This is a genomic window from Hafnia sp. (assembly GCF_036648275.1).
In the GTDB taxonomy this organism is placed as follows: Bacteria; Pseudomonadota; Gammaproteobacteria; order Enterobacterales; family Enterobacteriaceae; genus Hafnia; species Hafnia alvei.
Genome location: NZ_JAVXIQ010000007.1, coordinates 1 through 22,717, shown reverse-complemented (window position 1 = coordinate 22,717; position 22,717 = coordinate 1). Strand labels below are relative to the sequence as shown.

Below are 22,717 nucleotides of genomic sequence, written 5' to 3'. Positions count from 1 at the left end.
GCCTCCTGTTATTGGCCAAGCGTTAATGTTTTCATCATTAACGATTTGGTGGTGTTGAGGACTTCGACGTTTGCCTGATAGCTGCGTGAGGCGGCGATGGAGTTCACCATTTCCCCAACAACGTCAACGTTAGGCATCCGCACATACCCTTTGGCATCGGCTAACGGATTACCCGGTTGGTACACCAAACGCTCTGGCGACGGATCGTCCACCAGCTGCGAGACTTTCACTCCGCCGGTTTCCTGCCCTGGCGCAGCCTGAACTTCAAATACCACCTGCTTGGCGCGGTATGGCTCGCCGTCAGGTCCGGTTACGCTGTCGGCGTTGGCCATGTTGCTAGCCGCCACGTTCATACGCTGCGACTGAGCCGCTAGCGCCGAACCGGAAATATTAAAAATGTTGAGCATCGACATGGTCGTTATCCTTGTTGCAACACAGACATCATGCTTTTGATCTGCCCGCTGATAACGGTGAGATCGGTTTGGTAACGCAGACTGTTATCAGCGAACTCTGTACGTTCACGATCCATATCTACGGTATTGCCATCCAGCGAAGGCTGATCGGGCACGCGGTAAAGCATGTCCAATTCAGGCGGCTGGAAATTCTGAGCTGGGATATGACGGCTGGAGGTGGTGGTCAAAGAGACACCGCTGCCGTTCACTCGGCCTTGTTCAATGGCTCGCGTGAGCTGTGAAGAAAAATCAATATCTCTGGCTTGAAAGCCAGGGGTATCAGCATTGGCGATATTGGCAGCCAGGATTTCCTGACGCTGTGCGCGTAGGTTTAAAGCTTCTTGCTGAAAACGTAACGCAGCATCCAGTTTATCGAGCATACCTTCTCCGCTAAGTGGTTTAGGACGCGCTGCCGCCGCATACAACGGGCCAGCAGATCGTCAAGAATGACAATTTGGAGTGGATAGCATAGACGTGGGTGAATACAGACGATGGGAGGAATAAGCGCATAATGCGGCGCTATTTGTGGCCTTTATTTTGCGGTGAAGACGTTAGACTAAGGAACTTAAGTTATCCCAATACCGTCATAATCGCCTGCGGAGGCCATATGTGTTTTGGCTCATTAAAGCCGCTATTCATCCTGAATGCCGCCCTCTTAGGGGGGTTATTCTTGCCAGCCGCTCAGGCGGCATCAGCGCTTGAAGAAGGGTTACACCAATTTTTTAGCCAGCAATACAGCGCTGTGAATCAGCAGGTAAACGTCAATATTCGATCCCCGCAGTCACAATGGCCGAAGTGTGAAATGCCACAGTTTTCTATGGCCTCTTCGGCGCGTCGCTGGGGAACCGTGAGCGTGCTTGCCCAATGTCCGCAAGATAAACGCTATTTGCAGGTGGAGGTTCAAGTCATGGGGGAATACCCCGTTGCTCAGTCTCCGCTGACACGCGGGCAACATATTAGCCCCGCTGATTTTAAAATGACGCAGGGGCGTTTGGATAAACTCCCGGCGGGCAGCATTATGGAAATAAGCCAGCTCGATAGCGCGGTATTAACGCGTGATTTAGCCGCAGGCCAAACGGTCACCGCATCAATGATACGCCGTTCGTGGATAATCAAAGCGGGCCAGTCGGTGCAGATTTTGGCTCAGGGAGACGGCTTCAACGTCACCAGCGAAGGGAAGGCGCTCAACAATGCGGCTATCGCCGACAGCGTTCGGGTACGCTTAGCATCAGGGCAAATTATCACCGGCAAGGCCACCGAACAGGGCTCAATAACGCTGTTAATGTGATCGTTTTAGGTAATGGTCGCGTTTTTTTCGTATTTTTTGAAAAAAAAGTGCAATAAATCGATCGAAACAAGCAATTATGACTAAAGTTATTGGCTGCCGGGCCGATGGTACAAACAGAGAAAACACGTTGTCGCTGTGTTTAATGACAGAACAGGCTAGCGCCAACTAACCAGTGAGATAATGACAATGAGCATAGATCGCACCCATTCGCTGAGCGGTGTAAGCCCGATTCAGCCAAGAGAAGCATCCGAAATTCAGCAACAGAAACGCAAAGAGGCGACCAGCCAACCTGCAGTTGATGGCGCACAAGTTAAATTGAGCGATGCGCAATCACGCTTGATGCAGCCTAACGGCCAAGATATCAACGTTGAACGCGTTGAAGCATTAAAGCTAGCTATCCGCAACGGCGAGTTGAGCATGGACACCGGTAAAATTGCTGACGCGCTGTTGCAGGACACCCACGATTTACTGAAATCAAACGACTGACAGGTAGTCATCTATGCCCGGAACGTTAGACGTGCTGCAACACATGTTGGACACCCTGAAAACGCTTGAAGTTGAGCTTGAAAACGAACAGTCACTATTGTGTGCCGGTCGTGTAGACGCAGTGCGTTTGCAGGCCGCCACATTAGAAAAAGAGAATCTGCTCGCCACGCTTCGCCATCAGGAACAGCATCGTCATAATACCGGCGATCAAGCCCCCTATTCAGAAGATGCCGAACTTTCCACGCTGTGGCAAAACATCATGGATCTCACCAAGAGATTACACGACATGAACCAGCACAACGGCATGCTGCTCAACCAACACCTCACCCGCAACCAAGGCGCGATCGATACGCTGAAAAGCCGTCATGGGCAATCGCTATATGGCCCCGATGGGCAGGCGCAAAGCGGGATGATTACGGGTAGGAAGTTGAGTATTTAGTTCGTACTTTCAAAAATACCCCCTCCCAGCCTCCCCCTTCGCAGGGGGAGGAGCAGATCGAGATATTCTTGTATCTCGAAGATAGCATTTGTACTTCCCCACCTACGGCAAAGATAACTTCCCTTTTTAAAAGAAAAGCAGATCGAGGTTTCTAGATATCTACACGGTTTGGTTCCCTCCCCCATTAAAGGGAGGGGTGGGATGGGTATTAGCGCTCGTCTATGTTTAAAAAGGTGGGATATTTTGCCTCAGCGATAATTCACAATCACCTGCTGACTCACCACACGCACAGGTGGGTAAATCACGCCTTTGCCTGGGATTTGTAGCGTCATTGTTAGCGGAGATATAGCAGATTCGCCTTGTAGCGCCGAGCTTTGTCCATTGGCGCTATCCAGCCAAAAGCAACGTAGCGGAGAGCAAAGCTGCACTGCTAATCCTGCTGGTGCAGGATTTAGTAGCTGATAGCGCCAAACCACATCTTGAATCGTGGCTCCAGCAGGAATTCCCACGCTAGGACTTAACGGGCGTGACGTGACGCTCACGCCTTTATGGCTGAGCGTTGCGCCAGTGCTATCCGCCGACCAACTGCCGCCAGCGGCGCTGGCAGAGCAGGAAAATATCATCAGAAGAGTGAGCGAAATTGCGCGTTTCATTATGCTGAGCCAATGGTTGACGTCATCCGTATCTGGCGGTTGTCGCTGATTTCCATATTCGACAATACCACCAACTGAGGCAACGAGCGGTGTAGGAAGCGCGCGAGCAGTGGGCGCAGCGCGTGGTTGACCAGCAATACCGGCGGTGCGCCGAGCAATTCCTGACGCTGTAATGCCTGTTGCGCCTGCTCTAATAAACGATCGGCCAAGCCGGGTTCTAAACCACCACCGCCTTGTAATGCCTGCAATAACAGGCGCTCAAGCGGTGTGTCCAAACCAATGACCTGAATCTCGCCTTCGCCTGGGAACCACTGTTGGGTAATCGCACGGCCTAGCGCCACGCGGATCACCGACGTCAACTCATAAGGATCGCTTTGCGTCGGCGCATGTTCAGACAGCGTTTCAATAATCGTACGCATATCGCGAATCGAGACTTTTTCCGCCAGCAGATTTTGCAGTACTTTGTGCAACGTCGTGAGGGTGACGGTGCCCGGAATCAGATCGTCGGTCAGCTTAGGCATTTCCTGTGTAACGCGCTCTAACAGCTGCTGGGCTTCTTGGCGACCAAACAGTTCGCTGGCATGATTTCCAACCAAGTGGTTGAGGTGCGTTGCCACTACCGTGCTGGCTTCGACCACGGTGAAACCTTGAATCTGCGCCTGTTCACGCAGGGCGCTATCAATCCAAATGGCAGGAAGCCCAAACGCGGGATCGACCGTGGCTTCGCCTTCTAAGGTTCCCGCCGCACTGCCCGGATTAATCGCCAACCAGCGGCCCGGATGTGCCTCACCGCGTCCCGCTTCAATCCCTTTGAGCAGAATACGGTAGCCTGACGGGCTTAGCTCCAAATTGTCACGGATATGTACCACCGGCGGTAAAAAGCCCATGGTTTGTGCAAACTTCTTACGAATGCTGCGGATACGCCCAAGCAATTCGCCATTTTGTTGGAAATCGACCATTGGAATCAGGCGATACCCCACCTCTAGACCCAGCGGATCTTCAAGCTGGACATCTTCCCATGTAGCTTCAACCACCGGAGGCGCTTCAGGGATAGCTTGTTCGGCCTGCGAAGGTGCCGCACGCCCTTCTCGCTTGCTGATCCAATAGGCAATACCCAGCAATGCGGCGGTGAACAGCAGGAACACCAGATTTGGCATCCCCGGAACAAGGCCTAATAGCCCGAGCACCGAAGCACTTAAAATCATGACGCGCGGATTGCTAAACAGCTGGGTTACCATCTGCTCGCCAACGTCTTGATCGGTACTGACGCGGGTCACGATCACACCTGCCGCAGTGGAGATAACCAGCGCAGGGATCTGAGCAACCAGCCCGTCACCGATGGTTAGCAAGGTGTAGGTTTCAGCCGCTTGCCCAACGGGCATACCGTGCTGAATAACCCCCACCAGCAGCCCGCCGACCACGTTGAGCGCCATGATCATCAGCCCCGCAACCGCATCACCGCGCACAAATTTACTCGCACCATCCATGGAACCGTAGAAGTCGGCTTCCTGCGTCACTTCGGAGCGGCGTTTTTTCGCCTCATCTTCACCAATCAAACCGGCGTTGAGATCGGCGTCAATCGCCATCTGTTTGCCGGGCATACCGTCTAAAACAAAGCGAGCCCCAACTTCAGCAATACGCCCCGCCCCCTTGGTGATAACCATGAAGTTGATCAGCACCAAAATGATGAAGACCACGATACCAATGGCAAAGTTACCGCCAACCAAGAAGTGACCAAACGCTTCGATAACCCGACCCGCTGCGGCACCACCGGTATGCCCATCCAGCAAGATAACGCGCGTTGATGCCACGTTCAGCGAGAGTCGCAGTAAGGTGGAAAACAGCAGGATGGTGGGGAACGCCGCAAACTCAAGCGTGCGCTGGGTAAACATCGCCACCAGCAGAACCATAATCGACAGCGCAATGTTGAAGGTAAACAATAAATCTAGAATGAATGGCGGCAGCGGTAGCACCATCATGGAAAGGATCATCAGGATCAGGATTGGGCCAGCCAGCACCTTCCACTGGGCTCCATTCATTCCCTGTATGCGTAATAACGCAGCCAAATTACTCATCGGTGGTCTTCTCTCCGGCAAAATCCAGTGCTTCCGGCACTGGCAAGTTTTGTGGTTTCTTCGGTGCTAATCCGCCCTCTTTCTGCCAACGTTTTAGCTGGTAGACCCACGCTAAAACTTCGGCAACCGCGGCGTAAAGCGTGGCGGGAATATGGTGCCCAATCTCGCTGTGTTTATAGAGCGCACGGGCGAGCGGCGGTGCTTCTAGCTGAGGGATTAGATGCTGATTCCCCAGCTCTTTGATACGTAGCGCGATTTCTCCGGCTCCTTTCGCTAAAACTTTGGGAGCGCTCATTTTGTTTTCCTGATACTGCAAGGCCACCGCATAGTGTGTCGGGTTGGTCACAATCACATCGGCCTTAGGTACATCGCTCATCATGCGGCGACGTGCGGCAGCACGTTGTTGCTGGCGAATGCGTCCCTTGACGTGGGGATCGCCCTCTTGTTCTTTAAATTCGTCTTTGATTTCCTGCTTGGTCATTTTGAGTTTGCTGATGTTGCTCCAGATCTGGTAGAAGACGTCGAACGCCACCATTGGCACCAGCCCTAATACAATCAACAATCCGCACATGCCAATCAGATGCAGCGCATCGCCCATTGCGTCAAGGGGCGACTCAGCAATAAGCGCCAGCATTTGTCCCCAGTAGTGCCAGATAAACCACCCGGCAACCCAGCTAACCAGAACCACCTTCAGCACGCCTTTCAACAACTCCGCTAGCGCCTGGCTGGAAAACAAGCGCTTTAATCCCGACAGCAGACTCATCTTGCTTAAATCAAACTTGATCGAACCCGGATTAAAGAAAAAACCTCCGATCAGCATCGGTGCCGCCCAGCCGACCATCATCAGACCCAGCAGTACAGGCATGAGCGCCGCCACGGCCTGCTGTAATAAATTGCCAAGCTGGCGCAGCATCTGTTTGTCATTGCTAATTAATAGCTGGTCGAACTGTAAACCCTGCGAAATCATCGCCGAAAGCTGGCGCGCCAAATGCTCTCCGCCGATCAATAGAATAGAAATACCCGCCGCCAGCATCAGCATCGAGGTGAGCTCACGCGAACGCGGTACTTGTCCCTTCTCACGCGCTTTTTCAAGTTTGTGGGATGTGGGGTCTTCTGTTTTTTCTAGATCGCTATCTTCTGACACCGCGCAATCCCAAGGCTTTTGCTAAAGATGAAAATTAGTCAGTGCATAGGATGACAGATGAGAAAAAAAGCCATGGCGAGAATAAAGGGGGGAAATTTAGGTTTATTGCGGGATCGTTTGGGGTTGCTCCTCCCCTTGCTTGGGGAGGAGGTAAAACAAAAAGGGACACGGTGCTAGAGGTTAGCAATCAACCACTTTGGTTAAGTCGCTCTTCTCTGCATCCGCGCTATCTTGAGCGAAGAAATCCAAATTGAAATAGGTGTCTTCGGTTAGCAGCTCGACTTTGTGCCAGTATTGCGGCGGTGAAACGCCAAATTGGCCTGCATTGATAGTGACTTCAATTTCTGGCGTCTGCGCCTGTTCGTTGGCAAAGCCATAATATTTAACTGCGCCCTGCATCACAGAAAGTCGGCCATACACACCGGCTTTGGTGTTGTGGTGGCTTAGCAGCGCCGCAGGTACGGTCTGACGATTGAAGAACGGTGTGCTACGAGTAACATGATAGTTTGCTGGGATCTTGAACATAGTCTTCACCTTTTCACTTTATATTGAGAGCTGACGCAATAGCGCCAAGCCTTGCATCTGTGCGGTGCCGCCCGCGATATAACCCACTAACTTTTCGTCGCGATAGGCTTTTGCCAATAGGCTGTCGGCATCCTGTTCTATCTGCCAATCCACGTCGGCAGCCCGTGTTTCCCCCGCTAGCTGTAACGGGAAACGCGGCGTTTTTACATTGACCGGCATCACCGGCAGCGTGACGTGGGTCGGTTCACCCGCGATCGTTTTTGCCAACGCGGCGGCACACTGAGAAATCGGCTGTAAGAACGGCCACAAGCGACCATCGATCTGCGCCACATCACCCAATGCGTAAATATAGGGGTCGGAGGTGCGAAGCTGGTTATCAACCACGATGCCTCGTTCGACGTTCAGCCCCGCCAGTGCAGCAAGCTCGCTGTTAGGGCGCAGGCCTGCGGCACAAATAACATGGTCGAATTCGCGAGTTTCTCCGTTGGTGAACGTGGCTCGCAGGCCTTGAGGCAGACGCTGTAGCATCTCCAACGTGTTGTTCAGTAACAGATCGCAAGATAGCGTTTGTAACGTTTGTGCCAGTCGCTGCGCGGCAAACTCAGGCAAAAGGCTCGCCAAAAGCTGTGACGAAGGATCGCATACGCTGACCTGTTTACCCGCCACGGCAAGATCGTGCGCAATTTCAGTCCCGATCAAACCGCCGCCGAGCACCAAAACTCGCTCGCCTTGCATCATTCGTTCACGCAGGTGGCGATATTCTTGCAGGCTGTTGAGCGTTTTGATGTCATCACTTGCATCTCCCGCTACCGGAGGAACAAAAGCGCGAGCCCCCGTGGCTAAAACCAGTTTGCTATAGGCCAGCGTGCGGCCGTTGACCACAATCGTTTGTTCTGCTGGGTGGATTTCCTCAACGCGCTGTTCGGTGAGCAGCATCATTTTCAGCTCTTGGCGCAGTTCCTGAGCGGTTTTGCGCGTCAGTTGCTCTGCGCTTTGTTGCTGGCTAAAGGCATGGCTTAGCTGTGGTTTGGCGTAATCCACGCCGTCATCGGCGCAGATCATCACTAACCCTGAGGTCGGTTGTAACCGGCGCACATTGCGCGCCAGTTGCAGCCCTGCATGGCCACTTCCAACAATAATGACAGGATGATTCTCAGCCATAGTCTGTTCCTCAGTCGGCAGGATAGAAGTCGTCTTTGCCCATCAGGCATACTGGGCAGAGGAAACTGTCTGGCACGTCTTCCCATGCGGTACCGGCCGGAACGCCCTGATTTGGCTCGCCCAGTTCAGGATCGTAAACCCATGAACAGGTACGGCAGATCCATTTACCTGAAGAGGATTTTTCTGCGCCTGCACAGCCGCTGTCACAACATGCTGGAGCACCAAGCTGGCGGGCAAATTCAGCGCCGAAGGCTTCACACTGAGCAACTGCGTCTTCGGTCGGTTTCCACTCGGCTTTGATGCCACGCATCATCATAAATCCGCAATCTTGCAGGCGTGAAGAGATACGGTCGACGGCACCACCGCTCCAGCCGTGGCTACCAAACGCCGCCGCGGCTTTGCCGGTAAAGCGCAGGCCCTGCATCTCTTCTAATAACCCTGCCACCTGCGGCAGCATCACGTTATTCACCGTTGGAGATCCCACTAAAATCCCTTTGGATTTAAACACTTCAGTCAGCACGTCATTCTTATCTGAGTTTGCCAAATTGAACTGTTTGACCACCACGCTAGGATCGGCCTGACGAATACCGCGAGCAATCGCCTCAGACATGGTGCGCGTGCCGTTCCACATGGTGTCGTAGATCAGAGTAATTTGGTTTTCCTGATAGCTATCTGCCCATTTGAGGTAGTTTTCAACGATCTGCGCCGGATTATCGCGCCAGATAATGCCGTGCGAAGTACAGATCATATCGAGCGGCAAATTCAGTGATAACACTTCTTCAATCTTTTTCGTGACCAGTTTGCTGAACGGCGTCAGGATATTGGCGTAGTATTTGATGCATTCGTTATACAGTTCGTTTTGGTCAATTTCGTCATTGAACAAACACGCACTGGCAAGATGCTGGCCAAAGGCGTCGTTACTAAACAGCAGAGCGTCTTCCGTCATGTACGTCATCATGCTGTCTGGCCAGTGCAACATTGGCGCTTCAACGAAGACCAATTTTTTGCCGTTGCCGATATCAATAGAATCGCCGGTTTTTACCACGCGGAAATTCCAGTCTTGGTGGTAATGGCCTTTGATAGAGTTCACGCCGTTGGCGGTGCAGTAAATTGGCGTGTTGGGAATTTTGGCCATCAGTGCAGGCAGTGCGCCGCTGTGGTCGCTTTCTGCGTGGTTGGCAATGATGTAATCAATTTTATCGAGATCGATTTCGCGCTCTAAATTCGCCACAAACTCGGCGGCGTAAGGCGTCCAGACGGTATCGATCAGAACGTTCTTTTCTTCTTTAATCAGATAGCTATTGTAGCTAGAGCCTTTGTGAGTCGAGTATTCGCTGCCGTGAAATTCGCGCAGTTCCCAGTCTTGTTTACCAACCCAGTAGACGTTATTTTTTACCTGAATAGCCATGACCCACTCCTGATTATTGCTCTTTCTTAAATATGCATTTCAAATGCGTCTTTGCAATTATAGTATTTAATATGCATTTCAAATGCAACTTAAAGAATGCACTTTTTCTTGAGGTAACCCTTGAGGGGTATCCGCGAGTTTTGGCGGTGAAAACAAAAAACGCCAGCAAGATGCTGGCGTTCGAGTTGTGAGTTTAGGCTCTTATCTCATTAATATTTCGACTAAACCTTCTGGAACAATCCCTCGCCCAGATAGTGGTTTTTATCTTTCACTCCCGGTAGAACAAAGAAATATCCACCGCCGATCGGTTTGATGTATTCCTCTAACGCTTCGCCATTCAGGCGTTTTTGCACGGTAATAAAGCCTTTATCCAGATCGTGTTGATAGCAAACAAACAGCAATCCCATATCCAACTGACCGGAGTTAGATACACCCTGCGAATAACTGTAACCACGGCGCATCATTAAGCTGCTGTGTGTTTCCTGAGTACGAGGATTAGCCAGACGAATATGCGCATCCAGCGGAATCACTTTTCCTTCAGGATCCTGGGTGTAATCAGGCTCGTCGTGTTCATGCGCCATGCCGAGTGGTGCGCCGCTCGCTTTATCGCGACCAAAAATTGTTTGCTGCTCTTGCAACGGAGTGCGATCCCAAAACTCCACGCGAAAACGAATAATACGTACCGCCTGATAGCTGCCCCCCACCGCCCATGCCGGTTCTTTTTGGTCAGCGGTAACCCACACGATGTCGTTCATCAGAGGCTTGTCGTCGGCGTTTGGGTTTGCCGTACCATCTTTGAAACCCAGAAGATTGATCGGCGTTTCTTTGCCATGACTTTGCGCCGCATGGGTTGAGATGAAACCTTCCCGCCGCCAGCGCACGCTGAGTAAGTCGGGCGTATATTTGATAATGTCGCGCAGTGCGTGGATCACGCTGTCGTTGCTGTTACTACAAATTTGTAGCAGCAGGTCGCCGTGGCAGATCGCCGCATCCAACGAATCATTAGGGAAGCGTGTCATTTTTTGCAGTTGAAGCGGCTTCAGCGCAGCCAAGCCAAAACGCTGATCGAACAGCGAATCCCCTACTGACACGGTAATCGTCAAATTATCAGGATAAATATCCGGCCCCATGATACCGGAATCCATCGGTGGCAATTTGGCATCCGCGTGCGGTGCTTCACCGCCGTGCGTCAAAAAGGCAATCCGCTCGGTGAGCAGTTTCATTAAGCGCTGTAAATCTTCAGCATTCGTCGCCAGCACGTCAAAGGCCACCAGCATGGCTGAAGCCTGCTGCGGCGTCAGTACGCCTGCCTGATGTTCCCCATAGAAGGGCTGTTTATGCCAGCGCGCATTCTCAGGGGATTTATCCGTCGCCAGCGGTTTGGTGCCGGTATCTGCTTTTACTGCTCCACCTAATACCAAGGCGCCGCTTAACGCGCCGGCGCCTAACAGTAAACGGCGGCGGGAAGGCATTTCTGCCTCCCCTGTCAGCCCGGTGATCGGGCATCCTTTACCACTCATTTCTCTAACCCCAGTATTTCGAATTCCAGTTTTGTGCAACTAGCGTTCTAAGCGCATCGAGGATCTTAATCGAGCCCTAACACACCACGCAGCTGTGCCAAATCTTCTGCCAACGCAGTGATCGGCCCTTTCATCGCGTTGCGATCTGCAGTGGTGAGTTTTTCGTAAGACTCATAGCCGTCTTTGGTGCGGTATTTGTCTAAGATGGAATCGACGGTTTTAAAGTTGGCGTCAATTTTGGCGAGCAGCTGAGGATTCGCTTTTTCCAGCATCGGACGCAGCAGATTCACAATCTTTTGCGCACCATCGACGTTGGCACGGAAATCCCACAGATCGGTGCGGCTGTAGCGATCTTCTTCACCGCTAATTTTGCTTGCAGCCACTTCTTCGATAAGACCTGCCGCGCCACCGACAACTTTACTTGGAGCAAAGGTCAGCGTCGTCACGCGGGTTTGTAGTTCGAGCACGTCTTTCATCAGACGGTCCGCATAACCGTCCATTCCTTTGGTGGTTTTGTCACCAAACAACACTTTTTCTAGACGGTGGAAACCGGTGAAATTAGGATCTTGAGCCTTTTGTTCGTAGTCGTCTTCACGCGCATCAATGCTGCCATCGAGATCGGAGAACAATTCTGCAATCGGTTCAATGCGTTCATAATGCTGACGCGTTGGAGCATAAAGTTTTTGTGCCGCTGCCAGATCGCCTTTTTTCACTGCATCGGTGAAGGCTTTAGTCTGCTCAACCAGCTGTTTAACTTCTTGCATGACATAAATTTTGTATTCTGCAATCGGCCCCACAAGCGCCATTGCGTCAGTCTTCACTGCGGCTGCGCCGCCGGCAGCTTGAACAATAATTTTTCCTTTTGGATTGCTGAGCAGCCCGCAAGTCATATCGTATTCGCCAGCTTCAAGGGTTGCCGTCATTTTTTGGGTGAACCCTGGGGCGATGTTTTCACGCTCTTCCACCACCATGACGCCTTTAAGGATTTCCCATTCCAGACCCTTTTGGCTGTTGTTATGCACGATGAACTGGGTTTTTCCGGCAGGAATTGTGAGCGTCATCGGCTCACACTGTTTGTCATTGACCGCGATTTTCACCTGCGGCAATGCGTCAGCGGCAAGTGCCGCGGTCGCAGGTAAAGTCAGTAAAGCTAAAGACAGCGCAGTGCGGCGAAAAGTCGTGCTAGACATAGAAATAACTCCCTGAAAAATAGGATAATAGTATTGAAAACTCATTAGCGTGAATGACCCGCTTTACCGTTCACCGCCGCAACATCTGCGCGCTGAGGCATGAAGAAGAAAATCAGAGCTGGGATCAGATACAGGAAATAGACCAACACTTCGCTCACCGAAGGCGCTTCTTGATAGCCTAAAATGCCTTCTAAAAAGGTTCCTAACAGTGAATGGGTTGAAAGCACGTCGGTAAGATTGAAGGCGATATCTTGCAGATAATTCCATAGCCCAGCCTCATGGAAAGCGCGGATAGCGCCTGCGGCAAGGCCTGCAGCAACAAACAGAATGAAGAGGCTTGTCCATTTAAAGAACTTAGCTAAGTGCAGTTTTATCCCACCCCAATAAATCATCATGCCGACGAGAATTGCGCAGACTAGACCCAGTACTGCGCCGATGGGTGCCTGAACGCCAACATCTTGCTGGAATGCCGCCAACAGGAAGAAGACCGACTCTAGCCCCTCTCGCGCCACGGCGAAGAAAACCATCGCTACCAGCGCCCAGCCCTGTCCTTTGCCTGCGCTGAGGGCGTTATCAATCGCACCTTCGAGATGTGCTTTTACCGAGCGGGAAACTTTACGCATCCAGAAAACCATGTAGGTCAGAATGCATACCGCGACCACGGCAACCAGTCCCTCGAACAATTCCTGCTGCTTTTGTGGGAATTCGCCGGTAGTTTCATTGATGAAGATACCCAATCCTAAACAAAGCGCAGCGGCGAGGATGACACCAATCCAGACGACGCCCAGCCACTGCGAACGCTGGGTTCTCTTTAGATAACTGGCGATAAGACTGACGATCAGCGCAGCTTCAAGGCCTTCGCGGAACATAATGAGGAATGGGACAAACATGTTTTTCTCTCTCGCCTGCGCAGGATGCGCATGTAAAGAACCGTAAAAATAATGATACCGATTATCATTACGGTTAATAAAAAAACAAGCGTTCACCTCATATTATTTGTGAATTAAAGTGTGGCTAGTTGTTACCTTCTGGTATTTGAAATGAAAATAACTTTTAAAAACAAAGCAATGAGTTTTTTAAGTGAGCAATTTTTTGTGACATCCGAAAAAGTGATTCGAGTGAACCAATAGGCATCTGCACCAGCGGAAAGTTATTCAATTTTTATCACTATAGACATCGGTTCTTTTCACTATTTATCTGGCCTAGCTTGGTCTATTTTATAATGCATTCGTTATTTGAATATCTTTGAATATCCAAATATTCAATAAGATAAACAGTTTCTGTTTATTATTTAGCCTGATGTATTGAGGAGAGAAGCATGAGTTTTTCAGTTGGTGATAGCGTGCAAAAAACCAGCGGTGGCCCACGTATGACCGTTGTCGCGGTTAACGACAATGAGATTACCTGTTCATGGAATGAACTAGGAAACGAAAAACAGGAAACTATAACGGCTTCCCATCTGGCCCTCTATCAAGAAGACGGTGATTTTGGCGTTTGCTAATTACTGCCAAATTTTCATCTAATCAGCCCAATGATTTAACGCCGCATTGATAACCCAAGCGGCGTTTTTTTATCAAAAAATACCCATTCCCTTTAGTCACCTTGGCTATTTTCACTCATTGAGTTCTCACAACGTTCAGCCTTGATAGCTTAAGGCTATCTTAAGTTTGGCTCGCTAATCTGCCCCACTATAAAGCGGTTTTATTTATTACGCTTAATTCTTGTCCACTGTTGTATAAGACATGGTCATTTAACAGGTTTTGGGGAGCGTTTATCTTGCAGCGAAAGGCGTTGAGAGTCAGTTTTTTATCACTGACCATTATTTTGGCCATTTACTTTACTCTCGTAGTTAACTTACCGATTTTATTGCATTTCTATCGGATTCTGACCTCGCTAGATAACTATAAGCTTGGCTTTGCATTTTCAATCCCACTGGTGCTGATTGCTGCCCTGAACTTTGTTTTTACTCCGTTCACGTTTAAACCGATTTTCAAACCTTTCTTTTGCATCATTCTGGTGGTCAGCGCCTTTGCTAGCTATGCGCAATTGAAATACAAGATCATTTTCGATCGCTCAATGATTGAAAACATTTTTGAAACCAATCCCGCCGAAGCCTCGTCGTACTACAATTTCTCGGTGGTATTGTGGGTGTTATTCACCGGCATTCTGCCCTGCGTGCTATTAATGAGAACCCAGATTATCTATGCGCACGGCTTTCTCGCCCGCTTTGGGCTGCGCTTAGTTTCTATGCTGGTGTCACTTTTGATTATTGCGCTGGTCGCTAGCCTCTATTACCAAGACTACGCGTCCGTTGGCCGTAATAACCGCTCGCTAAATTTGGAGATTGTGCCAACCAACTATCTCTATAGTGCTTCGCAGTATATTAATCGCCGCTATCTGACCAAACCCATTCCGTTCCGTAAGATCGGTGACGATGCAAAACTGGTGCAAAAAACGGGCAGTAAACCAACGCTGGTCTTTTTAATCGTGGGGGAAACTGCTCGCCATCAGAACCAGCAATTACAGGGATATGCTCGCCCAACCAATCCTTATACCAGCCAAGAGCCCGATCTGATTTATTTCTCTAAGGTCAGTTCATGTGGCACAGCAACAGCCATTTCAGTGCCTTGTATGTTCTCGAATATGCCGCGTACGCACTTTGATAATAACATTGCCCGCAACAGTGAGGGATTGATGGATATCTTGCAAAAAGCAGGGGTGTCCACTTACTGGAAAGACAATGATGAAGGATGTAAGGGGGCCTGCGATCGCATCCCAACACAAATAGTGCCAGCGAACAGCGACAAAAATCTTTGCGATGGTGAAACCTGCTACGACGCCGTGCTATTAAACGATTTGGATAAGCTCATTCCAGCAGATGGGAAAAATAAGACGCTAGCATTCCACCTTATCGGCAGCCATGGTCCAACCTACTATAAACGCTATCCTAAAGAGTTTCGTTTCTTTGTCCCTGACTGCCAGCGCAGTGATATTGAAAACTGCACTCAGCAAGAATTAGTGAATACCTATGATAACACCATCAGGTATACTGACTATGTTGTTAGCCAGTTCATTCAACGGCTTAAAGGATATGAAAAAGACTATAACGTCGCGCTGTATTATGTGTCTGACCACGGTGAATCATTAGGCGAAGACGGCTTGTATTTACATGGAACGCCTTATAAATTTGCACCTGATGAGCAAACTAAGGTGCCAATGGAAATGTGGCTATCAGATGGCTTTGTTCAAGTCAATGGAATTGATCGTGATTGTGTCGCCAAGCTTGCCAAGACGAACGACTATTCACACGATAACCTATTCCATACCATGCTAGCCATGATGAATGTGCAAACCAAGGAATACGATCCTAGCTTGGATATTCTTAAAACCTGCCGAGTATCCAAGCCGTGATAACGCCATGAATAGGATGACCGTTATCACAGTTTGAATTATTAGAAAGCCACGTATGCATCGTGGCTTTTTATTTTAATTAAACTACTCATAACAAATATACCACATATCTGTGAGTTAGAGAGCGGAGGAAACCCCGGCAATAAAACTTCCGCCATAATATCTTTGTATTTATAAGTAATAATACTCTTGCGGAATAATCTCTTCCGCAGATTAATACCCTGAATAAACCCGCCTCCACTTCATATTTGTTTTTATAATGTAAATTATTAGTTTAATTGAAAAAACAGATAATAAATGTCACAATTAAGCCATTCAGAGAATATTCAGTTCTACTGTAATCTACAGATATCATTCTCCTATACGCTTGAATGTATGCGGTGAAATTATATTTTTACATTAACTCTAACCGACTAATGCGAACTCGCGATGGCTTTTAAATTCAGCTCAAACTTGAGAAAACAAATAACGGCGTTTATTGTCACTCTGCTTTTTTTCCCCATCGCTCGCAGTATCTCTCCGCATGCCGTTATCTATTACGAGAATGTTCATTTAGCTTATTTACCCGTCAGTTTAGCGACGGCAATGATCCTGCTATTTGGGCGAAATGTATTAATCCCGCTGACGGCCGCGCACTGCATCAGCTATCTGATGATCCCTTTCTTCACACCCTCATCGGCAGTGGTAATGACCTTGAGTATCGTTATCCCCTTGGCTGGCTGCTCATGGATTGTTGAGATAATTTTAGGCAAACGCTGGCGCTATAATATCGGCAATAAAGGGATCGGCGTACGCCTGTTTTGGCTAGGGCTAATTGCCCCATTCTGGATGAAGGTCATGATTGTGGCTTGCGGCACGCTCATCGACGCACCGCCAACGCTTGAGCGCTATTTTAGTCTGAGTGCAGATGTCTATACGCTGATTAATATTCAAAATCTAATCATCGCTGCGGTTATCTTTAGCGTCATATTCTATTACGGCATAAGAATGTTGTTAAATTGGCGCTATGCTCGAACCTTTTTCTTGTTTGACCTAAAGTCGGCAGTGAGCAATGAGGGGCGCTTAATCAATATATGTTGGTTTGTATTACTTGCCCTATTCTTGATTGTATTTTGCTTACCCTTCAATACAGTGTTGTTTTCAGGCTTTGTTGCCCCCGCGATATTTGTTCATTTTAACTACGGCATCAAACGCTTTAGTACCCGCTTAATCATTATGCTATGGTCGTTTACTGCTCTTATGCTACTGACCTATAGCAAAAGTTTTTTGCACATCGCCAATAATGCCTTTGAGCTTACCTTTATCTCCTCGGTATTTATCGCGTTCACGGTTTCTATTTTTTATCTGTCGATGATGTTTAAGAAAAGTGATTGGATGCAGAAAGTCTACGCGCTAATGGCCTTAACCGATCCCATGACAAAGCTACCCAATTTACGTGCGCTCGAACATCATGTCCGCGCACATCCTAAAGGCGTGCTGTGTCACCTGCATCTTTCCAGCCTTGAGTTGCTTAGCCGCCATTATGGGCTTCGCATGCGGATCCATTGTAAACAAAGCATTGCTGCCATCATCAATAGCCACTTAGACAGCGGTGAGCATGTGTATCAATTGCCTAGCTGTGATTTACTTATTTTTCTGTCCGGCAGTGAATACGAGAATATTCCCCGTTTAAATGCACTCCGCCAAAAGCTCAAAGAATATCCGCTAAGCTGGAATAATATTCAGGTTGAACTGCACTATGGATTGTCTTACGGCGAATTCAATCGTGACACCGATAACCTTCATCGCTGCATTGGCCAGCTAAGTTATCTGTGCGAAAAAGCATGCGAAGAGGATCGTCTATTATGCCTCGATGAGGGCAATCAGGTCGTCGCAAGTCAGGTGTCAGACCGTGTGGTGCTATTGCAAAAAATCAAAAATGCCCTTAATGAAAATAACATCATGCTGCATGCACAGCCGATTGAGCACAAAAATGGCACCCGCTATTACGAAATTTTGGCTCGCCTAAAAGATAACAATGAGATTATTACGCCAGATAAGTTTATTCCTTTAATTGCAGAATTTAACCTGAGCCCACGCTTCGATCTGCTGATGGTAGAAAACGTGGTCAAATACATACGGTCGCAAAACCTAGATACAGAAGAAATATGCTTCTCCGTTAATCTGATGCCTCTAACGTTGATGCAGCACCGTATTGCCGAGCGCATCATTGCTATTTTTGAACAACACCACGTTCCCCCTTCTGCCGTTGTTTTTGAAGTGACCGAAGAACAAGGCTTCATCAATGCCGCAGCTGCCCACCATTGCATCAGTACGTTACGCGACTATCATTTTCAAATTGCCATTGACGACTTTGGTACCGGATTTGCCAACTACGAGCGTTTAAAAAAGTTGAATGCCGACATCATCAAAATCGATGGTTATTTCGTCAAAAACATTACTAGCAACCGCGTTGATCAGATGATCATAAAATCTATCTGCGAAATTGCGGGGGAAATGAAATTAAAAGTCGTCGCGGAATACGTGGAAACACAAGAACAGCGCGATGTATTGATCACCTTGGGCGTAGAGTATCTGCAAGGGTATCTTTTAGGCAAACCCGAACCTTTAATTATTACATAGCCAACATATTGATTTATTTATGCAAGCGAGCAACAGCGTGGGCTTAATCACAGACTAATTGTAAAAAAAGTGATTATCTACGCGCCTTAGTTTACTGTTTTATCCTTACGCTTTTTCATGATAAAACAGTGGTGAATAAACCATCATGTTGCGAGCATTCTAATGATTAAGTGGCCTTGGAACGCAGGTGAAAATCGCCCTCTTGCCAATTATCCCTGGGATGAGGCGTTAGCTATTCCTCTGCTTGCAACCCTCACACCAGCCGAATCGCATAAACTAACGCTGATTGCCTCAAAATTCTTACAGCTGAAACGCATCGTTCCATTACAGGAGCTCTGTCTTTCCCCCTTGCTTGAGGCTCGCATCGCGTTACTCTTTTCACTCCCCGTGCTCGAACTTGGTATTGATTGGCTTGATGGCTTTCATGAGATTCTGCTCTACCCTGAGCCTTTTATTTTTCATGAAGAATGGCAAGATGACATCGGCCTCGTTCATACCGGCCCTATGGTGCAAGCAGGACAATGCTCGGCGCAGGGACCGGTTATCTTGAACTTGATGGATGTGAAAGACTCTTTCGATCTTTCTGGCTATAACCTTATCATCCATGAAACGGCACATAAGCTCGATATGCGTAACGCTGGCGTCGCTACCGGCATTCCTCCCATTGCGCTTAAAGACGTTGCTCAGTGGGAATATGATCTGCAAGCGGCGATGAACGCGATTCAAGACGAAGTGGACGTTGTCGGAGAGGCAGCCACCAGCCTTGATGCTTATGCAGCAAGCGAGCCAGCAGAATGCTTTGCAGTGCTTTCTGAATACTTTTTTAGTGCACCGGAACTACTCTACGGACGGTTTCCCGCCATGTATGCACATTTTGTAAAATTCTATCAGCAGGACCCACTTGCTCGACAGCAGCACGCACAGGCAAGCGATCTGTGCGCCATGAATGTTAAATAGCTATTCGCGCTGTTCTCTCATTGACCAGAATAGTACGTTGGAAATGACGCTGGGAGAATTCAGGATCGTGGCTTATCGCTATCACGGTAGTTCCTTGCTGACGATTTTCTGCCAACCACGCGTCAAAAATACCCATCCAATATGGATCAAAATCTCGGCTCGGCTCGTCTAAGAGTAGTAAGGGGGGCTGCATAGCACATAGGCACGCAACGGCGACCATACGGCGCTGTCCGCTGTGTAAATCGAGCGGATGTTTATTCGCAACGTCGGCTAAGCCACATGTTTCGAGGGCATGGTGAACTCGCTCCTCAATAATTGCCGACGACAAATGCTGTAACCGCAGGCCAAACCGGATTTCATCTCGTACTGAACTATGGAACAACTGACGTTCAACTTCCTGAAATAAAAAACCAATGTGGGCCGATTTTTCTACTGACTTCAGTTGCGCAAGATCTACGCCATTCAAATACACCGCTCCACTGCTCGGTTTAAGTAAGCCCGCTGCGAGCCGAAGCAGAGTCGATTTCCCCGCACCGTTTTCTCCGGTAATCACCCATTGTTCACCATGTTTGATATGCAAGTTTACGTCTTGAAGGCAGTCACTCTCTGCCTCCCAACCAAACCCCATATTTTCTATGTTTAGCATCGCTGGCAGCCTCGCATAAAAGGAGTAAACACCTGCGCTATCTCATTGAGACTCTGAGTTTCTTGCAGCAGCACCGTTTTCAGTTGTTCGGGTAATACCACTTGTTGCATTAATGACGCAGGAAGCGCCTCATCAAAAGGGCTAGAACTGCCTTCTTTCAATAATACGCGCTGCGGGCAATAATCTGCCGCAGGGAAAAGGCGATGTTCAAGCATAACCACCGAACACTGCAACTCTTGCACATAGCATTGAATAGCATCCAGCACTTGATACGTTGCCTCTTGGCTTAACCGCCCTAACGCCTGATCGAGCACTAATAATTTTGGATGCATAACCAGAGCACAGGCGAGTAATACCCTCTGAGCCTCCCCACCCGATAACGTTTGGGGGTTACGTAACCTTAGATGTTGGCACTTAAAACGCGTTAGCGCTGTTTCAACCCGAATCATTATCTCAGCGACGGGCAACGCTAAATTTTGTGGACCAAAGGCGATTTCATCCTCAACGGTAAAGCAGCAGCCCGAAAACTGTAAATAGGGCGACGGCTGGACCCATTGCCGAGTATGTTTCATCTCATTCTCGAACAAAATGTTGCTACCCAATACCTCGCCCCTGCCTTGAACATGCCGCAACGAGCGCACCTCAAGCGCGCCAACCAAAAATTTAGCCAGCAGACTTTTTCCAGAACCATTACCCCCCAGAACGGCAAGCCATTGCCCTTCTTCCAACTTTAGGGTTATAGGCCCTAGCTGAAAAACACCATGCACATCCACCACTAACCGATCGATATCGAGTGATAAAGCCAAAACGCACCTCCTTCTACGAGCAAACAGCAAAGTAAAACGACGCGTAAAAGGGGTTCCCAGCGATGTTCGAAGATAGGTTTCAGCACGGTGCGATGTGGATAGCGACGAAATGCCCGCGCATCTAACGCAGAACTTCGCGTGGTTAAATCATTGAGGCTTTGCAGTAGTAGAGGTGAAAGCAATGGCACAATCGTTTTCAGCCGCTGAATAAGGGTGCCATCAAAACTCACGCCACGCGCGCTTTGCGCCTCTTTAATCGCGGCTAATTGCTGCTTAAGCTGCTCCTTAAGTAGCAGAGGGCCAGCACACAAATAAGCGATGCCAACTGGTAAACGACTAGAGAATAAGGCAGCAACAAACAGCTGAGTGGGTACCCTTTGCAGCCACAGTTGGGCGGCGGCAAAGAACACGAGCAGGCGTAGCCACAATTCAACGGCAAAGATGGGAGCGGCAAAACTGATTTTGTCACTATGAGAAAACAACGATTGCAGCCAGTGGCTATGAACGAGCCACAGCCCCATTCCCATGGGGATCATAAATGCCATCACAATTTTGATACGCCAGCGAGCCGCTGGCCACATCATAATCATGACCACAGGCACTATGCCCCACCCCATGAGAATCGGCAGAGGTAGAAACAGCGCGCTAACGGAATACCAGAGCCAGAGCGCTAGCCATGTGAAAGCATGCATTAACGTATCGGAGCGATATGCGGGAAATTATGGCGCGTGCGCTCTGGCATGCGGCGCAGAAGCACCCATACAATCAACACGGTTAAGATTTTATCAATGAGATTCACGCCGACAACGGTGAAGGCAACGGACTCTTGCAGCCCTTCGCCCACAGCATGCAAATAAGCCACCACGAAATCAGCACCGCTTCCTGTCGCACCACCAAACAGATAAGTTCGAATAGGCACGGCGACTACCGTTAAACACAATGTGATAACTACGCCAGTTATCACTACACGGCCAAACGATTTAAACCACCCCGCACGCGCCATCACACCGGCAACACAGCCAATAACCATGGAAACAGGCGCAAAAGCAGCCGCAATCGGGCCAGTTAAAAGCCCCCAGAGTAGGTTAGTCACTAACCCTGTAAACAACGCAACCCAAGGTCCCGCCAGCACCGCGCATAGCACCGTGCCAATCGAATCTAAAAAAAGTGGCAGTTTAAGCATAGAAATCATCTGCCCTGCGATCATGTTAATCGCGACACAAATAACAATCAGAACTAAGCTACGGCTAGAAAATTGGCGTTTCTCTTTCATTTACTCTCATCCTTAAGATTATTGCGGGGTGCGATAGCTAATTCTTCGTAGCCAGATAAAGCACAGTGCTGACGCGAAAAATCGGCATCACACAGCTCACCAATGATGACTTCTAACGTCGTTCTAACGATATTTCCAGGCATAACGTGGCCGCCGATCATCCGTCCAGTTTCATCGGCAACCGACATATGCAGATGTTCGAATTGGCTATCTAAAGTTCCGCCGAGGGCGATAACTTCAAATTTCCCTTCAATTAAGCTAGTGCGCTCGCATCCAGCGTACCGTAATGAAACGGTCGAGAGGCTTCCAACCACCGAAGCGATCCAACCAGCTTTAATATGATTATTGGCAATAAACTGCCTTAACTCGGCAATTAACTCTGTTCCCGGCAGCAGTCTGAGGGGATAGAACTGGCTCGATGAGACTAAATCCTTAGCACGCATAAGTATTCCAGTATGTGATTAAACCGCACAATAGTAAGAAAAATAAAAGAGTTACTTTGCGATAAAGAACAAAGTTTTAGCTTTTTGTGCACTTAATCAGCAATCAATCTCACTATTTTAATTAGCCGTTGACAGTCACCGCCGTGCTCGCTAATATCTGCCCCGTTCAAACGATTCCTCTGTAGTTCAGTCGGTAGAACGGCGGACTGTTAATCCGT

At 48.9% G+C, this 22,717-nt stretch carries 22 protein-coding genes and 1 pseudogene; 7 read left to right on the top strand and 16 right to left on the bottom strand.

Annotation, left to right across the window (positions count from 1 at the left end):
• Positions 1–8 precede the first annotated feature (8 nt).
• Both flgC and flgB read right to left on the bottom strand, forming a co-directional pair.
• Positions 9–413, bottom strand: coding sequence for a flagellar basal body rod protein FlgC (gene flgC / locus RSC70_RS08560; protein WP_025802294.1), 405 nt, complete (start codon positions 411–413; stop codon positions 9–11).
• Between the two features lie 5 nt (positions 414–418).
• Positions 419–832 (bottom strand): flagellar basal body rod protein FlgB, encoded by a 414-nt coding sequence (gene flgB, locus RSC70_RS08555; protein ID WP_025802296.1) that lies wholly within the window; start codon positions 830–832, stop codon positions 419–421.
• A gap of 227 nt (positions 833–1,059) precedes the next feature.
• Here flgB and flgA point away from each other — a divergent pair, with 227 nt between their 5' ends.
• From flgA to RSC70_RS08540, 3 genes are all read left to right on the top strand, one after another.
• The gene (gene flgA, locus RSC70_RS08550) at positions 1,060–1,740 is read left to right on the top strand and encodes a flagellar basal body P-ring formation chaperone FlgA (RefSeq protein WP_332542231.1); all 681 of its coding nucleotides are present in this window, start codon (positions 1,060–1,062) and stop codon (positions 1,738–1,740) included.
• A 186-nt stretch (positions 1,741–1,926) separates the two neighbouring features.
• On the top strand, positions 1,927–2,226 hold the full coding sequence (flgM, locus tag RSC70_RS08545) for a flagellar biosynthesis anti-sigma factor FlgM (RefSeq protein ID WP_040044575.1): 300 nt from the start codon (positions 1,927–1,929) through the stop codon (positions 2,224–2,226).
• 13 nt (positions 2,227–2,239) lie between these two features.
• Positions 2,240–2,665: a flagella synthesis protein FlgN gene (locus RSC70_RS08540; RefSeq protein ID WP_332542230.1), complete on the top strand. Its 426-nt coding sequence runs from the start codon at positions 2,240–2,242 to the stop codon at positions 2,663–2,665.
• Positions 2,666–2,913: 248 nt separating this feature from the next.
• On the opposite strand, the gene RSC70_RS08535 is transcribed toward RSC70_RS08540, so the two are convergent.
• From RSC70_RS08535 to efeU, 9 genes and pseudogenes are all read right to left on the bottom strand, one after another.
• The gene (locus tag RSC70_RS08535; RefSeq protein WP_040044577.1) at positions 2,914–3,318 is read right to left on the bottom strand and encodes a flagellar protein FlhE; all 405 of its coding nucleotides are present in this window, start codon (positions 3,316–3,318) and stop codon (positions 2,914–2,916) included.
• A pseudogene (gene flhA / locus RSC70_RS08530) lies at positions 3,318–5,438 on the bottom strand (flagellar biosynthesis protein FlhA); the annotation flags it as partial. The pseudogene flhA and the gene RSC70_RS08535, both read right to left, overlap by 1 nt.
• Positions 5,386–6,537, bottom strand: a complete 1,152-nt coding sequence (flhB, locus tag RSC70_RS08525; RefSeq protein ID WP_332542228.1) for a flagellar biosynthesis protein FlhB — start codon at positions 6,535–6,537, stop codon at positions 5,386–5,388. The pseudogene flhA and the gene flhB, both read right to left, overlap by 53 nt.
• A 180-nt stretch (positions 6,538–6,717) precedes the next feature.
• Positions 6,718–7,062, bottom strand: a complete 345-nt coding sequence (locus RSC70_RS08520) for a DUF1971 domain-containing protein (RefSeq protein WP_040044580.1) — start codon at positions 7,060–7,062, stop codon at positions 6,718–6,720.
• 18 nt (positions 7,063–7,080) lie between these two features.
• Complete coding sequence (norW, locus tag RSC70_RS08515; protein WP_332542227.1) at positions 7,081–8,223, bottom strand: NADH:flavorubredoxin reductase NorW; 1,143 nt, start codon at positions 8,221–8,223, stop codon at positions 7,081–7,083.
• 10 nt (positions 8,224–8,233) lie between these two features.
• On the bottom strand, positions 8,234–9,631 hold the full coding sequence (gene norV, locus RSC70_RS08510) for an anaerobic nitric oxide reductase flavorubredoxin (protein WP_025802316.1): 1,398 nt from the start codon (positions 9,629–9,631) through the stop codon (positions 8,234–8,236).
• A 221-nt stretch (positions 9,632–9,852) separates the two neighbouring features.
• Positions 9,853–11,151 (bottom strand): iron uptake transporter deferrochelatase/peroxidase subunit, encoded by a 1,299-nt coding sequence (gene efeB / locus RSC70_RS08505; protein WP_332542226.1) that lies wholly within the window; start codon positions 11,149–11,151, stop codon positions 9,853–9,855.
• A 65-nt stretch (positions 11,152–11,216) separates the two neighbouring features.
• Positions 11,217–12,341, bottom strand: a complete 1,125-nt coding sequence (efeO, locus tag RSC70_RS08500) for an iron uptake system protein EfeO (protein ID WP_304186963.1) — start codon at positions 12,339–12,341, stop codon at positions 11,217–11,219.
• Between the two features lie 44 nt (positions 12,342–12,385).
• Positions 12,386–13,231 carry an iron uptake transporter permease EfeU gene (gene efeU / locus RSC70_RS08495; RefSeq protein ID WP_304186964.1) on the bottom strand — a complete coding sequence of 282 codons (846 nt, stop codon included), beginning with the start codon at positions 13,229–13,231 and terminating at the stop codon, positions 12,386–12,388.
• A gap of 428 nt (positions 13,232–13,659) precedes the next feature.
• Between efeU and RSC70_RS08490 the strand changes: the two genes are divergently transcribed.
• From RSC70_RS08490 to mtfA, 4 genes are all read left to right on the top strand, one after another.
• Positions 13,660–13,842 (top strand): YodC family protein, encoded by a 183-nt coding sequence (locus RSC70_RS08490; protein WP_040044585.1) that lies wholly within the window; start codon positions 13,660–13,662, stop codon positions 13,840–13,842.
• Between the two features lie 275 nt (positions 13,843–14,117).
• Positions 14,118–15,752, top strand: coding sequence for a phosphoethanolamine transferase (locus RSC70_RS08485; protein WP_282807225.1), 1,635 nt, complete (start codon positions 14,118–14,120; stop codon positions 15,750–15,752).
• A 429-nt stretch (positions 15,753–16,181) separates the two neighbouring features.
• Positions 16,182–18,374 carry a sensor domain-containing phosphodiesterase gene (locus RSC70_RS08480; RefSeq protein WP_332542225.1) on the top strand — a complete coding sequence of 731 codons (2,193 nt, stop codon included), beginning with the start codon at positions 16,182–16,184 and terminating at the stop codon, positions 18,372–18,374.
• Between the two features lie 162 nt (positions 18,375–18,536).
• Entirely contained in the window at positions 18,537–19,331 is a 795-nt protein-coding gene (gene mtfA / locus RSC70_RS08475; protein ID WP_115102377.1) for a DgsA anti-repressor MtfA, read from the top strand.
• Here the strand turns inward: mtfA and RSC70_RS08470 are convergent.
• Genes RSC70_RS08470 through RSC70_RS08450 form a run of 5 tightly spaced genes read right to left on the bottom strand, consistent with a single transcriptional unit; the run spans position 19,324 to position 22,499 of the window.
• The gene (locus RSC70_RS08470) at positions 19,324–19,977 is read right to left on the bottom strand and encodes an ABC transporter ATP-binding protein (RefSeq protein WP_332542224.1); all 654 of its coding nucleotides are present in this window, start codon (positions 19,975–19,977) and stop codon (positions 19,324–19,326) included. The two genes, mtfA and RSC70_RS08470, sit on opposite strands and share 8 nt — an antisense overlap.
• Positions 19,971–20,783 (bottom strand): energy-coupling factor ABC transporter ATP-binding protein, encoded by an 813-nt coding sequence (locus tag RSC70_RS08465; protein ID WP_332542223.1) that lies wholly within the window; start codon positions 20,781–20,783, stop codon positions 19,971–19,973. Before RSC70_RS08465 ends, RSC70_RS08470 begins: the two co-directional genes overlap by 7 nt.
• Entirely contained in the window at positions 20,753–21,475 is a 723-nt protein-coding gene (locus RSC70_RS08460) for an energy-coupling factor transporter transmembrane component T (RefSeq protein WP_332542222.1), read from the bottom strand. The genes RSC70_RS08465 and RSC70_RS08460 overlap by 31 nt, the downstream gene beginning before the upstream one ends.
• Positions 21,475–22,056, bottom strand: coding sequence for an ECF transporter S component (locus tag RSC70_RS08455; RefSeq protein WP_332542221.1), 582 nt, complete (start codon positions 22,054–22,056; stop codon positions 21,475–21,477). The genes RSC70_RS08460 and RSC70_RS08455 overlap by 1 nt, the downstream gene beginning before the upstream one ends.
• Positions 22,053–22,499: a PPC domain-containing DNA-binding protein gene (locus RSC70_RS08450; protein WP_115102372.1), complete on the bottom strand. Its 447-nt coding sequence runs from the start codon at positions 22,497–22,499 to the stop codon at positions 22,053–22,055. Before RSC70_RS08450 ends, RSC70_RS08455 begins: the two co-directional genes overlap by 4 nt.
• Positions 22,500–22,717: the final 218 nt, after the last annotated feature.